The following is a 15,679-nucleotide window of genomic DNA, read 5'->3' on the forward strand; positions in this document are numbered from 1 at the left end:
GGTTTCCTCAATTCAAGATGAGGGAGAGATCAGTTGTTCTCTTCTGCCTCTTCGTCCACCTCGGGCTCGCCCGCGGTGTTGTCTTCGCCTTCCGCGGCTTCTTCCTCGGGGCTCTCGACGTCGATGGTCGGGACGGTCACGGTGGTCTCGCCCACTTCCACGTCGCCGGCTTCCACGTCGAACTCGGGGGCCTGGCCGCCGGTCACTTCGACTTCGGGCATTTCAGCTTCCTGCGTCTGGTCGACGTCGAAGAAGAAGAACAGGCCCAGCACGACCAGCACGGCGACGATGATTCCGATAACGACTTTCATTTTGTGAATTCCTTGGTGTTTGTTGCGTTCGTGGGACTGAAACGTCGCACCCGCGTCTTGGTTCCGCACCTGCTCACGATTTCGCGAGGCGCGCGAGGTCGCGCGCGATGGTGTAGGCCCCGTTGATTCGCGCCGCCTCGTCGGGCCAGTTGCGCTGCACCACGACCTTGTTGTCCTTGATCTTGGCCCGGCCGTTCTGGTCCTGGATGAACTGCACCAGCCCCTGCGGCGAGGCGAAGCGGTTCTCGTGGAACTGCACGGTCGCGCCCTTGGGCCCGCCATCGATCCGTCCGATATTGGCCTTGCGGCACATCGCCTTGATCCGCACGACCTTCAACAACGTGTCGACCTCCGGCGGCAGGTCGCCGAAACGGTCGATCAGCTCGGCGGCGAACCCTTCCAGCTCCACCTTCCGGTCCAGCGTGGAAAGACGCCGATAGAGCCCCAGCCGCACGTCGAGATCGGGCACGTAGGCCTCGGGGATCAGCACCGGCACGCCCAGATTGATTTGCGGGCTCCACTGGCCATCGTCCGACAGCCCCTCGCCCTGCCCCGATTTCAGCTTGGCGATCGCCTCCTCCAGCATGTCCTGGTAGAGCGCGTAGCCCACTTCCTTGATCTGCCCCGACTGCTCCTCGCCCAGCAGGTTGCCCGCCCCGCGAATATCCAGATCCTGCGACGCCAGCGCGAACCCAGCGCCGAGACTGTCCAGCGACCCCAGCACGCGCAGCCGCTTTTGCGCCGCGGGCGTCAGCTTCTTGCGCCGCTTGGTCGTCAGATACGCATAGGCCCGGATCTTCGAGCGGCCCACCCGCCCCCGGATCTGGTAGAGCTGCGCCAGCCCGAACATGTCCGCGCGGTGCACGATCAGCGTGTTCGCCGCCGGAATGTCGATGCCGGACTCCACGATCGTCGTGGCCAGCAGCACGTCGTATTGCCCGTCGTAGAACGCGTTCATCCGGTCGTCGAGATCGCCCGCCGCCAGCTGCCCATGCGCGGTGACGAAGCTGACCTCGGGCACCTCCTCGCGCAGGAACGCCTCGATCTCCGCCAGATCCGTGACCCGCGGCACGACGTAGAACGCCTGCCCGCCGCGATATTTCTCCCTGAGCAGCGCCTCGCGCACGGTCAGCGGATCGAATTCGCTGACATAGGTGCGGATGGCGAGGCGATCGACCGGCGGCGTGCCGATGATGCTGAGCTCGCGCACCCCCGACAGGCTGAGTTGCAAGGTCCGCGGGATCGGCGTCGCCGTCATGGTCAGCACATGGATGTCAGAGCGCAGCTCCTTCAGCCGCTCCTTGTGCTGCACGCCGAAATGCTGCTCCTCGTCGATGATGAGCAGGCCCAGATTGGCGAACTTCACCTGCTTGGCCAGCACCGCATGCGTGCCCACCACGATCTCGATCTCGTTGCGCGCCAGCCCCTCGCGCGTCTTGGCCATCTCGGTGGTGGAGACGAAGCGCGACATCTGCCGTACCTTCACCGGCAGGCCCCGGAAGCGCTCGGCAAAGGCCTTGTAGTGCTGCCGCGCCAGCAGCGTGGTGGGCGCGATCACCGCGACCTGTACGCCGGACATCGCCGCGACGAAAGCCGCGCGCAGCGCCACCTCGGTCTTGCCGAAGCCGACATCGCCGCAGATCAGCCGGTCCATCGGCTTGCCCGCGCCCATGTCGTCGAGCACGTCGGCAATGGCCGACAGCTGGTCGTCCGTCTCCTGATAAGGAAAGCGCGCGCAGAACTCGTCCCACAGCCCCTCGGGCGGGGTCAGCACCGGCGCGCGGCGCAATTCCCGCTCCGCCGCCACCTTGATCAGCCGTTCGGCGGCGAGCTTGATCCGCTCCTTCAGCTTGGCCTTCTTGGCCTGCCACGCGCCGCCGCCCAAACGGTCGAGCAGGCCTTCCTCATGGCCATAGCGGGTCAGCAGTTCGATATTCTCGACCGGCAGGTACAGCCGCGCATTGTCGGCATATTCCAGCGCGAGGCATTCATGCGGCGCGCCCGCGGCGGTGATCGTCTCCAACCCGTGATAGCGACCGACGCCATGCTCGACATGCACGACCAGATCGCCGGGCGCGAGGCTGGTGGCTTCCGTCAGGAAGTTGTCGGCCCGCTTCTTGCGCCGCCCGCGCCGCACCAGCCGGTCACCCAGCACGTCCTGCTCGGCGATCACCGTCAGGTCCGGCGCCTCGAACCCCGATTCCAGCCCCCAGATGGCGAGGTTCAGGCTACCCTTGCCGCCCGCATCCGACAGCCGCTCGATCATCTTCGCGTCGCGCACGTCGCTATCGGCCAGCAAGGTCGCCATCCGCTCCCGCGCGCCCTTGGAATAGCTCGCGACGACCACCGCACCGGCCTTGCGCCGGTCAGAGATGTGGCGGGCCAGCGCGCCGAACAGGCTCAGATCCTCGGCCTGCCGCTCGGGCGCGAAGTTGCGCCCCGTCCGCGCGCCCGCATCCGTGACGCCGGGGCCGGAGGGCGTCGGGTTCGGGCTGAACTTGCGCACCGCCCGCGCGTCGAGCGCGTCGGCCCACGCCCCCTCGTCGAGATAGAGCGCCTTGGGCGGCAGCGGCTTGTACGCCCCGTCGCGGCGGCCCTTCTTCTCATCCAGCACCTCGCGCCGCGCGCGGTAATGATCCTCGATCGTCTCCCACCGCGCCTCGCGCGCGGGCTCGACCTGATCGTCCAGCGTCACGGGCGCGTCCGGCAGATAGTCGAACAACCGCTCCATCCGCTCCTGGAACAGCGGCGCCCAGTGTTCGTAGCCCTGATGCTTGCGCCCCGCGCTGACGGATTCGTAGAGCGCATCCTCCGGCCCCGGCTGGCCGAACATCTCGCGATAGCCGCGGCGGAACCGCTCGATGGCCGGTTCGTCCAGCACGACCTCCGAAACCGGGGCCAGCTCGATCCGCGCGATCTCCTCGGTCGTGCGCTGCGTGTCGGCGCGGAACCGCCGCACGCTGTCGAGCACGTCGCCGAACAGATCGAGCCGGATCGGCCCGCTCGGCCCCGGCGGATAGATGTCGATGAGGCCACCGCGGATCGCGTAATCCCCCGGCTCCGTCACCGTCGAGGTCTGCGCGAACCCCATCCGCGCCAGCCAACCGCGCAAGGCGCCCTCGTCGATCCGCGATCCGGCGGTGGCGGTAAAGCTCGCCCCCGCCACCTGCGCGCGCGCGGGCACCCGCTGCATCGCGGCATTCAGCGTGGTCAGCACCACCGCCGGCCGGTCGAACCCGTCCGCGAGCGTCGCCAGCGTCGCCATGCGCGTGGCCGAGATCTCAGCCGCCGGCGAAATCCGGTCGTAAGGCAGGCAATCCCAGGCCGGGAACTCCAGCACCGGCAGTTCGGGGGCCACGAAGGCGAGCGAGGTCCGCATCGCCGCCAGCCGCACGTCGTCGCGCGCCACGTGGAGGAGCGGCCCCCCCTCGCGCTGCACGTACTCGGCGATCAGCCGCGCGTCGTGGCCCTCGGGCGCGCCGCCGACGAGGACCGTCCCGCTCTGCAAGGGGCCGCGATCTTTCATGCCCGCGCAGGTAGCCCGCCGGGCGCGCGCCCGCAAGGGCAAGCTACCATCCGACCAGGCTCTCGCGCTGCAGGATCGTCAGGATCGCCAGCGCGCTCGCCAGAACCAGAGAGCCCAGTCCCGTCACCTGGTTGAGGAACCTCCGCCAGACCAGCGCGCGCCGCAGGTCGTGACCGCTCAGCCCCGTCCGCTCCACCTTCAGCGCCAGCCGGATATCCCCAATCTCCGCCACGATCATCGGCAGCGCGATGGCGAGGATCCCGCGCGAGAGTTCGTTATTGTAAAGGAACGCCGCGGTCATCAGCCCGCTCAGCAGGAAGGTCACGATCCCCGCGATCCATACGCCCCCCCGCCCGCCGAACGAGGCGAAACGCGCGCCCATCGCCGCCGCGATCCGGTCCACATCCTCCGCCCAGCGACCGCCGCGCTTCTCCGCCCGCGCCACGCTGTCGAAGGGGATCCCGATGGTCCAATGCGTCCGCGACGACCAGGCCAGCGCCAGGAACAGCCAGTACCAGAAGGACGAGAAGGTCCCGAAATCCAGAAACTCTCCCAGCAACTCGCCCATCCGCCTCACTCGATCCAGTCGGCAACCATAGGCGCGAACGCCCCGCCGTCCAGCCAATTCCGCTTGAGAGCGGCCCGCCCCCCATGCGACAACCCCGCCGCAGACAGGAGACCGCCATGCCCCATCCCGCCGCCCCCTTCCCCATGACCCGCCCGCGCCGCCTGCGCCGCACCGACTGGATGCGCCGCCTGGTGCGGGAGACGCGGCTGAGCGTCGACGACCTCATTTGGCCGGTCTTCGTGGTGGACGGCGAGAACCAGCGCCAGCCCATCCCCTCCATGCCGGGCGTCGAGCGGGTCAGCCTCGACCTGATCGGCCAGCTCGCCAACGACGCGGCGGGCCTCGGCATCCCCTGCATGGCGCTCTTCCCCTATACCGACCCTTCGGTGAAGACGCCCGAGGCCGAGGAAGCCTGGAACCCCGACAACCTCGTCAACCGCGCGACGCGAGAGGTCAAGCGGCAGGTCCCCGATATCGGCATCATGCTCGACGTCGCCCTCGATCCGTACAATTCGGACGGCCATGACGGCCTGGTGCGCGACGGCGTGATCCTCAACGACGAGACGCTGATGGCGCTGGAGAAGCAGGCCCTCGCCCAGGCCGAGGCGGGCGCTGACATCCTCGGACCCTCGGACATGATGGACGGCCGCGTCGCCATCATCCGCCAGGCGCTGGAGCAGAACGACTTTTCCGACGTCGCCATCCTCAGCTACGCCGCGAAATACGCCTCCGCCTTCTACGGCCCCTTCCGCGACGCGGTGGGCGCGACCGGCGCGCTCAAGGGCGACAAGAAGACCTACCAGATGGACCCCGCCAATACCGACGAGGCATTGCGCGAGGTCGCCATCGACCTCTCCGAAGGGGCCGACATGGTGATGGTGAAACCCGGCCTGCCCTATCTCGACATCTGCAGCCGGGTGAAGCGCGAATTCGGCGTGCCGACCTATGCCTACCAGGTCTCGGGCGAATACGCGATGATCCAGGCCGCGGCACAGAACGGCTGGATCGACGGCCAGCGCGCCATGCTCGAGTCCCTCGGCGCGTTCAAGCGCGCGGGCTGCGACGGCATCCTCACCTATTTCGCGCGCGAGGTCGCGACCCTGATGGCCGAGGAGGCAGCGGAGCTGTGATCTCCGGGACGTGACGGCAGGCGATCTGGCCTCCCGCGCGGGGCGTCTTATGTAAAAGGGGTGTCCCACCCCTGCCCCCGCGTGCCGCCATGCTCCTCTTCGACCTCACCGCCCGCACCGCCCTCCTGCCGATCCTCGCGGCACAGGCCTTCCAGATCCGTCGCCGCGCGCTGAAATTGCCCGAGGCGGACGGCGCCCGCACCGGCCACGCGGGCACGGGGCGGCCCCTGCGGGTCCTGATCGCGGGCGACAGCTCCGCCGCCGGGGTCGGCGTCGACGTGCAGGACAAGGCGCTGAGCGGCCAGCTCGTCCGCGCGCTCTCGGGCTCCTACAGCATCGACTGGACCTTGCAGGCGAAATCGGGCGACCGCACCGCCGACACGCTCGCCGCACTCGAAGCGATGGCCCCCGCGCAGTTCGACGTCGTGGTCCTCTCCGTCGGCACCAACGACATCACCCATTCCGTGCCGCTGCCGCTCTGGCGCGCGCGCTACCGCCGCCTGCGCGCCCTCCTGCGCACGAAGTTCGGCGCGCGGCTGATCTACGTCTCCGGGATGCCGCCGATGGAGGATCTGCCGATCCTGCCCCATCCGCTGCGCTGGACCGTCGCCCGCATCGCCCGCCGCTTCGACAGCGCCCTGCAGGCCGATCTCGCCACCGAGCCCGACACCCGCTACGTCCAGCTCGAAATCGAGGCCCCCGAGATGCTTGCGGAGGACGGCTTCCACCCCGGCGCGCCGATCTACACCGCATGGGCCGACCGGATCGCGGGCATGATCTCGGCCGAGCCGACGCCGCTGCACTAGCCCGCTTTCACTTCCCTGAAATATCCCCGCCGGAGGCATCCGAGGGCAGCCACCAAGCGCTTCATGGCGTCACATGTCGAGCGCGTGCGCCTTCAACGTCTCGAAATCGCACACGGCCAGCGCTTTCTGGTGCGTCGCCTGCAGGCTGACCTTCGGCGCGCAGCCCTCGTCGGCCGCCTGCGCCCAGCGGCTCGCGCACAGGCACCAGGCATCGCCCGCCTTCAGCCCCGCGAAGCCGAATTCGGGCCGCGGCGTGCTCAGGTCGTTGCCGACATATTTCGAGAAGGCCAGGAACTCCTCCGTCATCACCGCGCAGACGGTGTGCGACCCGGTATCCTCCGCACAGGTGTCGCAGGCGCCGTTGCGATACCACCCCGTGACAGGATCGCCGCCACCGCAGGCCAGCAGCTTCTGGCCGAAGACGTTGAGGCTCTCGTCCATCAGGCCATCACCCCCGTCGCCTTCTCCGCCGCCGCGCGGATGGCGCGGATGTTCTCGCCATAGGGCGCGGGATCGGCGACCGATCCGCCCTTGAACACCGCCGAACCCGCGACCAGCACGTCCGCCCCCGCCGCCGCCACCAGCGGCGCCGTCTCTGGCGTCACGCCGCCGTCGATTTCGATATGCACCGCGCGGTTGCCGATCATCTGCCGCAGCTCGCGCACCTTGCCGGTCATGTCGATGAAGCTCTGCCCGCCGAAGCCGGGATTGACCGTCATCACGCAGATCAGGTCGATCTCGTCGAGCACATGGGCCACGGCGCTCGCCGGGGTCGCGGGGTTCAGCGCCACGCCCGCCTTGCAGCCCAGCCCCCGGATCGCCTGAAGCGAGCGGTGCAGATGCGGCCCCGCCTCGGCATGGACCGTGATGATGTCCGCCCCGGCCTGCGCGAACCCGGCAAGGTAGGGATCGGCGGGCGCGATCATCAGGTGCACGTCCATCACGCCCCGGATATGCGGCCGGATCGCGGCGCAGGTCGCGGGGCCGAAGGTGATGTTCGGGACGAAATGCCCGTCCATCACATCGACATGGATCCAGTCAGCGCCCTGCGCCTCGACCGCCGCGCATTCCGCGCCGAAGGCCGCGAAATCGGCGGCGAGGATCGACGGGGCGATCTTGATGGAACGGTCGAAACTCATGGGGCGGCCCTCCTGTTGCTCGCGCCCTACCTAACGGCAGAGGCCCCGCGCTTCAATCGCGCGGGGCCTCAACCTCAGGTGGTATCGCGGGCAAACTGCCATACGCTTTCCATACGCGTGCCATACGCATGGCAGACCGCGAATTTCGGCGGATTACTCGGCGGCGACCGGCGGCTCCTCATCGTCCGATTTCGGGGTCGCATCGTCCATGACACCCGCGATCCCGTTCTCCATCGAGATGCCCAGCTCCTCGCCCAGCTTCTTCATCGCGGGCAGTTGCAGCGCCATTCCCATGATCGAATCCATCGCCTGATTGACCGGAGTTCCGCCAGTGTTCGCAGCACCTTGCCCGCCATTGTTCATGCCGGTGACCTGGTGGATCTTGATGGAGTCGATCTTCTCCGCAGGCTTGACCATCTGCTCGACGATCTTCGGCATCGCCTCCAGCCGCGCCAGCGCGATCTTCATGTCGACGATGGCCGCGCTGAGCGCATTCTCCGCCTCGGTAATCGCCCGCTGACCCTCCGCCTGCGCCAGCAGATCCGCCTTCTTCGCCTCCGCCCGGATCGAGATCGCATCCGCATCCGCCTGCGCTTCCTCACGCAATGCGGAGGCGCGGTCGGCGGCGGCGTCCTTCTCGGCCTGCGCCCTCACGCGCAGTTCCGTGGCGGCCCGCTCGGCCTCGCGCGTCGCCTCGATCAGCGCGATCTGCTTCTGACGCTCGGCCTCGGCCACCGCGCGGGCGGTCTCGATGGCCTCTGCGGCCTTCTTCGCCTCGGCGCGCGCGGTGTCCGCACTGGCGCGGGCGCGGCTCTCCTCCTCGGACTTCGTCGCGATGATGATCTGGCGTTCCTGATCGGCGACCTCGACCTCGCGCTCCTTGGCGATCTCGGCGGCGCGGATCGTCTGCTCGCGCGCGATCTCCGCCGCCCGCACCGCGCGCTCCTTGGCGATGCGCGCTTCCTCGCTGTCCTGCTCGGAGGCAGCACGGCGGCGCGCGATCTCGGCCGACTGGGCGGCGCGCAGGGTTTCGAGCTCCTGCACCTGTGCGATCTTCGCCTGCTCCTCGTCGCGCTCGATATTGTACTTCTCGCGCTCGGCGATCATCGCGGCGCGGCGCACTTCGACCTCGGCCTCCGCCTCGATACCCGCGCGCTCCTTCTTGGAGATCGCGATGACCTCGGCGAGCTTGCGCATACCCACGGCGTTGAAGGCGTTGTTCTCGTCGAGCGCCTCGAACGGCGTCTGGTCGAGCGCGGTCAGCGAGACGGACTCGAGCTCAAGCCCGTTCTTCAGCAGGTCTTCTGAGACGGCGTTCTGCACCTCCTGCACGAATTCGGCGCGGTTCTCGTGCAACTCGTCCATCGTCATGCGTGCCGCGACCGAGCGGAGGCCGTCGATCAGCTTGCCCTCGATCATCTCGCGCAACTGGTCGACATGGAAGGTCCGGTCGCCCAGCGTCTGAGCAGCACGGCTGACCCCGTCCTCGGTCGCGTTGACCGAAACGTAGAACTCCACGCCCACGTCGACGCGCATCCGGTCGCGGGTGATGAGCGCGGCCTCGCCGGTCCGGCCGACCTCCAGCCGCAGGGTCTTCATGTTGACGTAGGAGATCTCGTGCAGCATCGGGATGGCGAGGATGCCGCCATCCATGATGACCTTCTTCCCGCCGGAGCCGGTCTTGACGATCGACACCTCGCGGGTCGTCCGACGGTAGAGCCGCGCCCAGACGAAACTCAGGATGAGAAGGACCGCGACGACGACGCCGACGAGGGTGAGGATCAGGGTAAGTCCGTCCATTGGGTATCTCCTTGTTGTTCTGGTTCAGTCTTTCAGCGGGGCTGCGGTAAACACGCCACCTTTGCCGCGCATGACGAGAATGTCCGTGCCTTCGGCGATCTCCGCCTCCCCCGGCAGGGGGACGACGCGGATATACTGGATGTTGCCATAGGCGTCGCGGACGCGGGCCTGCGCGGGGCTTCCCTCGCGCGCCGTGCCGCCGGTGACGACACCGTGCCGGCCGCCCAGCCGGTTGCGCGACACGGCGGAGCTTTCCGCCTTCGGCAAGTAGCGCAGCACCAGCGTGCCGACCTCGCGGGCGAAGAGCAGAGCCGCGACCAGCGCCACCGGCACGGCGATCCACATAGGAGCGGGCGCATCCGCGATAGCCTCGGCCAAGTATTGCACGACCAGCCCGGACATGCCGAACCCGGCGAAGACGCACGCAAGCCAGACGAGGAACGGCACGGCGCCGAGGCCCAGCCAGGACAGCAGCCCGCTCGTGTCCAGATCCGGGTCGGCGTCCACGTCGAAATCCGCATCGACGTCGAGATCGACATCCATGTCGACATCCCCACCCAGCAAAGACCCACCAAGTAGAGACGAGACGACTTCGAGCGCCAAGATCAGCAGCAGAAGTCCCAGTGAAATGACGAATGGGCGCAGTTCCGCCCCTGCGAGACTCTCGATCACGCGCCGTTCTCCCTATTGTCTGTATACATCTGTATATCGTGTAACGGTTGCGTGATTACAAGATGCAAGCCCCACTATTTCGTGGCGAAGCCGTTGAGGCGCCGGATAAGGCTAGACGTGTCCCAGCGCCCGCCACCCATGTCCTGTACCTCGCCATAGAACTGATCGACCAATGCCGTGACCGGCACGGACGAGCCATTGCGCCGCGCCTCGGCCAGCACGATGCCCAGATCCTTGCGCATCCAGTCCACGGCGAAGCCGAAGTCGAATTCGTCGGCGAGCATCGTCGTGCCGCGATTGTCCATCTGCCAGCTTCCCGCCGCTCCCTTGCCGATGACGTCCAGAACCGCCTGCCCGTCGAGTCCCGCCTTCTGCGCAAAGTTAAGCCCTTCGCCCAAAGCTTGCACGAGTCCTGCGATACAGATCTGGTTGACCATCTTCGTTATCTGCCCCGCGCCCGACGGGCCGAGCAGTTTGCAGGACTTCGCGAAGGCGTCGATCAGCGGTTCCGCACGGGCAAAGGCGTCCTGCGCGCCGCCACACATGACGGTCAGCTGGCCATTCTCGGCCCCCGCCTGCCCGCCGCTGACCGGCGCGTCGATGAAGTGGAAGCCGGCGCCGCGCGCCGCTTCGTCCAGTTCCCGGGCGACCTCGGCCGAGGCGGTGGTGTGGTCGACGAAGACGGCATCCTTGCTCATCCCGGCGAAAGCCCCGTCCTCGCCGGTCGTGACCGCCCGCAGGTCGTCGTCGTTGCCGACGCAGGCAAAGACGAACTCGGCGCCATCCGCTGCCTGCGCGGGTGTATCCGCCGCGCGTCCGCCATGCTGCGCGACCCAGTCCGCCGCCTTCGCACCGGTGCGGTTGTAGACCGTCACCTCGTGCCCCGCGCCCGCGAGATGCCCTGCCATGGGATAGCCCATGACCCCCAGTCCGATGAATGCGCAACGTGCCATGACGATCCCTTTGCCTGACGTTCGGGCACAGGTTTCCGGGCCGCATTGAACCGAGTCAAGGCCGCTGCTAAGCCTGTCGGGCCGCGACGGGAGGGACACATGCGCAAGGTTCTGAAATGGGGAGGCCGGATCTTCCTCGGCGCCCTGGCCCTTCTGGTCCTCGCCCTCGGCGTGGCCTACTACCTCGCCTCCGGCTCGCTGCCCGACTACGAGGCGGAGGTCGAGGTCGCGGGGCTGAGCGGCCCGGTCGAGATCGTGCGCGACGCCCACGCGGTGCCCCATATTAGCGGCGAGACCGACGAGGACGTCTATTTCGGCCTCGGCTACGTCCATGCCCAGGACCGGCTGTGGCAGATGACGATGCTGCGCCGGACCGCGCAAGGCAGGCTCAGCGAGCTCTTCGGCGAGGCGACCTTCGAGACGGACGTGCTCTTGCGCGCGCTCGACATCTACGGCGTCGCGCGGGAGATGGTCGGCAACCAGAGCGCAGAGACGCAAGCCGCGATGCGGGCTTACGCGGCCGGGGTGAACGCGCGGCTCGAACAGGTCCGCGAGGACGCGCTGGGACGCGGCGCGCCCGAATTCTTCCTGTTCTCCAGCGGAATCGCGCCCTGGACCCCGGCCGATTCCGTCGCCGTCAACCGGATCATGGCGCTGCAGCTGTCGGGCCACGCAACCTACGAGGTGCGGCGGGCCGAGCTGTCGCTGCTGCTCGACGAGGAGCGGCTGCGCGACCTGCTGCCCGAGGCCCCGCGCCTCGCCGGTCTGTCCGGCCCGGATTTCGCCGAGCTGTTCCCCGGTCTCGACCCGGTCCCCGCGCCCCTGCCCGAGCGGCACGCCTTCGATCCCGTCGCGCCCTACGGCATGGCGGGCGCCTCGAACGCCTGGGCCGCCGATCCCGACCGCTCCGCCTCCGATGCCACGTTGCTGGCCAACGATCCGCATCTGGGGCTGAGTGCGCCGTCGATCTGGATGCTGGCGCGCCTCGAATTTCCCGGCGGCGGCGCGATCGGCGGTACCATTCCCGGCCTGCCGGGCATCATCGCGGGACGCAATGCCGACTTCGCCTGGGGCCTGACGACCGCCTACACGGACGATCAGGACATCTATATCGAGGAGCTGGATCCCGAGGACCCCTCCCGCTACCGCACGCCCGATGGCTGGGCCGAGATCGAGACCCGCGACGTGCTGATCGGCGTGGGCGACGCGCCCGCGCGCACGGTCACGCTCGGCCGAACGCGCCACGGGCCGATCCTGCCCGGAGATGCGTTCGGCGCGGACCGCATCACGCCTCCGGGCCACGTGGCGGCCCTCGCCTGGACGGCGCTCGACCCGACCGATCGCTCGATGGACACTTTGATGGGCATGGCACGCGCCCGCTCTATCGAGGAAGGACGCGCAGCGCTCGACGGCATGATCGCGCCCAGCCAGAACTTCACGATGGCCGACCGGCAGCGGATCGCGCTGCATGTGGGCGGTCGTGCGCCGCTGCGGCAGCCCGGCCACCAGGGCCAGGGGCGGATGCCCTCGCCGGGCTGGGTGGCGGGCAATGACTGGCAGGGCTATGTCGACCCGGACGAGATGCCGCAGGACTATGACCCGCGGTCCGGCATCCTCATCAACACCAACAACCGCACGACGTCGCGCGCCTATCCCTACCATCTCAGCCATGTCTGGGGCGACACGCAGCGCATCCAGCGTGCCCGACGGCTGCTGACCGAGCGGGAGTTCCACACCGCCGACAGCTTCGTCGAGGCGCAGGTGGACACGATCAGCCAGACCGCGCGCATCCTGCTGCCGTTGATCGGGCGCGATCTGTGGTGGACCGGCTCGCCGGTCGACGACGACGCGCTCGCGCCGTTGCGCCGCACCGCGTTGGAGCGTCTGGCCGACTGGAACGGCGAGATGTCCGAACATGGCCCCGAGCCGCTGATCTACGCCGCCTGGGTGCGCCACCTGCAACGCCATCTCGTGCGCGACGAGCTGGGCGGCGCGATGGCCGACCGGATGACCCGGCTGGAGCCGCTGTTCATCGAGCGTGTGTTCCGCGACATCGATGGAGCCGCCGAATGGTGCGACATCCGCACCTCGGATGCGACCGAGACCTGTTCCGACATGGCGCGCCGCGCGCTCGACGATGCGTTGGCGGAGCTGCGCGACGCGCAGGGCAGCCGGGTCGAGGCCTGGAACTGGGGCGAGGCGCATCTCGCGATGCAGGAGCATCAGGTCCTGCGACAGGTCCCCGGACTTTCCTTCCTCGCCTCGATCATCCAGCCGACGGGCGGCGGCGACAATACGCTGATGCGCGGGCGCCTCGCGGGCGACGGCGACAATCCCTACGCCAACGTGCACGCCTCCGGCCTGCGCTTCGTGGTGGATTTCGGCGACCCGGAGAACTCGCGCTACATCATCTCGACCGGGCAGTCGGGGCACCTGCTGTCACGGCATTACGACGACCTGTCGGTGCTGTGGCGGCGCGGGGAGTACATCCCGATGACCCTGGACATGGGCCGGGTCCGAGCCGAGGCGATCGGCACCACGCGGCTGCTGCCGGGGGAGTGAGGGTTTCGCGAAGAAGCTGAAACACGCGCCTGCTGTATCCCGAGCGCGGAATCAAGGGCGAAGCCCGCCGCGCATGGCCGGGCCGCCCCCGGCACGGCGATTTGGCTGATGCAGGCGCGCAGCGGTGGGGGCGTGCGGAACTGGCTGGCATAAAGTAGCCATGCTCGAACGGAGGATCGCCGCACCGCGGCCCGCCGATGCGCTCTGTCACGCCCCGGCCGTGAGCCGGGGCAGAGTAGATCGACGCGGTCCCGGATCAGGTCCGGGACGTCTATTCGCGAGCCGCTCCGGCCTTGAGCCGGAGCCTCTCGCCTTAGGTCAGTCCAGCTGGTCCGCCCGCTCGATCACGGTTCCGAGGATGCCGTATTCCGCGGCCTCGCCCGTATCCATCCAGCGGTCGCGGTCGATATCCTTCATCACCTGCTCGACCGGCTGGCCGGTGGCGTCGGCGATGGTGCGGGCCAGACGCTCGCGCATCTTCTCGATCTGGTCGGCCTGGATGGTGATGTCCGTCACCTGGCCCCCGACCCCGCCCGAAGGCTGGTGGATCAGGAAGCGGGTATTGGGCAGGCAGTAGCGATCCTCCTTCGGCACCGAGAGGAAGATATGCGTGCCCGCGCTGGCCACCCAGCCGGTGCCGACGATGCGGACGCGCGGCTTGATGAAGCGGATCATGTCGTGGATCGTGTCGCCCGCCTCGACATGGCCGCCCTGGCTGTTGAGGAACAGGGTAATCGGCTCGTCGCTCTCACCGGCCATGGCCAGCAGCTGCCCTGCCACGCGCTTGGCCATCTTCTGATCGATGCCCTCGCAGATGATGAGCTGGCGGGTTTCGATGAGCCGGTCGATCACGGGATCGGACTGCTTGGTGTCTTTCTTGTCGTCGCTCATCGCGGGTCTCCTGAAATTGTCCGGCCCCATAGGTGCGTGTTGTCCGCGGAATGACAAGGGGCGGCGGGGGGATTTTGGCTCAGCCGAAGAGGCGGTGGCAGGTTTCGAGCGCGTCGACCAGCACGTCGACCTCCTCGGTCGTGTTGTAGAGGCCAAAACTCGCCCGGCAGGTCGCGCTGACGCCCATATGTTGCATCAGCGGCTGGCAGCAGTGATGGCCTGCGCGCACCGCGACGCCCTTCTGGTCGACGATCGTGGAGATGTCGTGCGGATGCGCGCCGCCATCCATGGTGAAGGAGAAGATCGCCCCCTTGCCCGGCGCGGTCCCTTGCACGTTCAGCCAGTTGAGCGCCCGGAACCGGTCGAGCGCGTAGTCGCGCAAGCCCGCTTCATGCGCGGCGATGTTCTCCATCCCAAGGCCCGTCATGTAGTCGAGCGCCGCCCCCAGCCCGATCATCTGCACGATGCCCGGCGTGCCCGCCTCGAACTTGTGCGGCGGATCGTTATAGCTGATCTCATCGCGCGTGACGGTGCGGATCATGTCGCCACCACCCATGAAAGGCCGCATCTGCGCCTGACGTTCCGCACGGATCCACACCGCGCCCGAGGCGGAGGGGCCGTAGAGCTTGTGCCCCGTGATGCAGTAGAAATCCGCCCCCAGCGTCGTGAGGTCCACCGGCATGTGGACAGTCGCCTGGCTGCCATCAACGGCCAGCGGGATGCCGCGCGGGCGCAGGATCTCGGCCACCGCGGCGATGTCCACGACCGTTCCCAGCACATTCGACATATGCGTCAGCGTCACCAGTTTCGTGCGCTCGGTCAGAACCTCGGCCACACGGGCGGGATCGAAGCTGCCATCGGCCTCGGGCTCGACCCAGACCAGCTTCACCCCCAGCCGCTCGCGCAGGAAATGCCAGGGCACGATATTGGCGTGATGCTCCATCACGCTCAGCACGATCTCGTCGCCTGCGGTGAGGTTCTCCATCCCCCAGCCATAGGCGATCAGGTTGAACCCCATCGTGGAGCCGGTGGTGAAGATCACCTCCTCCTCCGCCACACCGCCCAGGAAGGCCGCGATCTTGCCGCGCACCGCCTCGTAATTCTCGGTCGCGATGGTCGAGAGCGTGTGCAGCCCGCGATGGACATTGGCGTATTCGTGGCCATAGGCGCGCGTGACCGCGTCGATCACCGCCTGCGGCTTCTGCGCGCTTGCACCGTTGTCGAGATAGACCAGCGGCTTGCCGTTCACCTCGCGCGACAGGATGGGAAAATCGGCGCGGACCGCGTTCACGTCGTACATGGCAAACCTTTCCGGCGCGCG

The 15,679-nt window shown here is 68.1% G+C and carries 13 protein-coding genes; 3 read left to right on the forward strand and 10 right to left on the reverse strand.

From position 1 onward, the window contains the following. Positions 1-29: 29 nt before the first annotated feature. The 3 genes from RX333_RS01380 to RX333_RS01390 form a co-directional block, all read right to left on the reverse strand. Positions 30-311 carry a hypothetical protein gene (locus tag RX333_RS01380; RefSeq protein WP_316013114.1) on the reverse strand — a complete coding sequence of 94 codons (282 nt, stop codon included), beginning with the start codon at positions 309-311 and terminating at the stop codon, positions 30-32. 73 nt (positions 312-384) lie between these two features. Beyond that, a complete protein-coding gene (gene mfd / locus RX333_RS01385) occupies positions 385-3,837 on the reverse strand; it encodes a transcription-repair coupling factor (RefSeq protein ID WP_316013115.1) in 3,453 nt (1,150 codons plus the stop codon). Positions 3,838-3,880: 43 nt separating this feature from the next. Next, positions 3,881-4,405: a hypothetical protein gene (locus tag RX333_RS01390; RefSeq protein ID WP_316013116.1), complete on the reverse strand. Its 525-nt coding sequence runs from the start codon at positions 4,403-4,405 to the stop codon at positions 3,881-3,883. 116 nt (positions 4,406-4,521) lie between these two features. On the opposite strand from RX333_RS01390, the gene hemB reads away from it, so the two are divergent. Continuing rightward, positions 4,522-5,535, forward strand: a complete 1,014-nt coding sequence (gene hemB / locus RX333_RS01395; RefSeq protein WP_316013117.1) for a porphobilinogen synthase — start codon at positions 4,522-4,524, stop codon at positions 5,533-5,535. An 89-nt stretch (positions 5,536-5,624) separates the two neighbouring features. Further along, positions 5,625-6,341 carry an SGNH/GDSL hydrolase family protein gene (locus tag RX333_RS01400; protein WP_316013118.1) on the forward strand — a complete coding sequence of 239 codons (717 nt, stop codon included), beginning with the start codon at positions 5,625-5,627 and terminating at the stop codon, positions 6,339-6,341. Between the two features lie 69 nt (positions 6,342-6,410). Here RX333_RS01400 and RX333_RS01405 read toward each other — a convergent pair whose 3' ends face one another. The 5 genes from RX333_RS01405 to RX333_RS01425 all read right to left on the reverse strand — a co-directional run bounded on the left by RX333_RS01405 (position 6,411) and on the right by RX333_RS01425 (position 10,905). Continuing rightward, positions 6,411-6,782 (reverse strand): DUF2237 domain-containing protein, encoded by a 372-nt coding sequence (locus RX333_RS01405; protein ID WP_316013119.1) that lies wholly within the window; start codon positions 6,780-6,782, stop codon positions 6,411-6,413. Then, the gene (gene rpe, locus RX333_RS01410) at positions 6,782-7,480 is read right to left on the reverse strand and encodes a ribulose-phosphate 3-epimerase (protein WP_316013120.1); all 699 of its coding nucleotides are present in this window, start codon (positions 7,478-7,480) and stop codon (positions 6,782-6,784) included. Before rpe ends, RX333_RS01405 begins: the two co-directional genes overlap by 1 nt. 153 nt (positions 7,481-7,633) lie before the next feature. Further along, positions 7,634-9,280, reverse strand: a complete 1,647-nt coding sequence (locus tag RX333_RS01415) for a flotillin family protein (protein ID WP_316013121.1) — start codon at positions 9,278-9,280, stop codon at positions 7,634-7,636. A gap of 24 nt (positions 9,281-9,304) precedes the next feature. Next, a complete protein-coding gene (locus tag RX333_RS01420; RefSeq protein WP_316013122.1) occupies positions 9,305-9,952 on the reverse strand; it encodes an OB-fold-containig protein in 648 nt (215 codons plus the stop codon). 74 nt (positions 9,953-10,026) lie between these two features. Further along, positions 10,027-10,905 carry an NAD(P)-dependent oxidoreductase gene (locus RX333_RS01425; RefSeq protein ID WP_316013123.1) on the reverse strand — a complete coding sequence of 293 codons (879 nt, stop codon included), beginning with the start codon at positions 10,903-10,905 and terminating at the stop codon, positions 10,027-10,029. Positions 10,906-11,004: 99 nt separating this feature from the next. Here RX333_RS01425 and RX333_RS01430 point away from each other — a divergent pair, with 99 nt between their 5' ends. Next, positions 11,005-13,467: a penicillin acylase family protein gene (locus RX333_RS01430; RefSeq protein ID WP_316013124.1), complete on the forward strand. Its 2,463-nt coding sequence runs from the start codon at positions 11,005-11,007 to the stop codon at positions 13,465-13,467. A 318-nt stretch (positions 13,468-13,785) separates the two neighbouring features. Here the strand turns inward: RX333_RS01430 and RX333_RS01435 are convergent, their stop codons facing one another. Together RX333_RS01435 and RX333_RS01440 are read right to left on the reverse strand one after the other, a co-directional pair. Beyond that, on the reverse strand, positions 13,786-14,358 hold the full coding sequence (locus RX333_RS01435) for an ATP-dependent Clp protease proteolytic subunit (protein ID WP_316013125.1): 573 nt from the start codon (positions 14,356-14,358) through the stop codon (positions 13,786-13,788). Between the two features lie 79 nt (positions 14,359-14,437). Beyond that, entirely contained in the window at positions 14,438-15,658 is a 1,221-nt protein-coding gene (locus RX333_RS01440; protein ID WP_316013126.1) for a cysteine desulfurase, read from the reverse strand. Positions 15,659-15,679 lie beyond the last annotated feature (21 nt).

The organism is Roseobacter sp. HKCCA0434, from assembly GCF_032464675.1.
Lineage (GTDB): Bacteria > Pseudomonadota > Alphaproteobacteria > Rhodobacterales > Rhodobacteraceae > Pontivivens.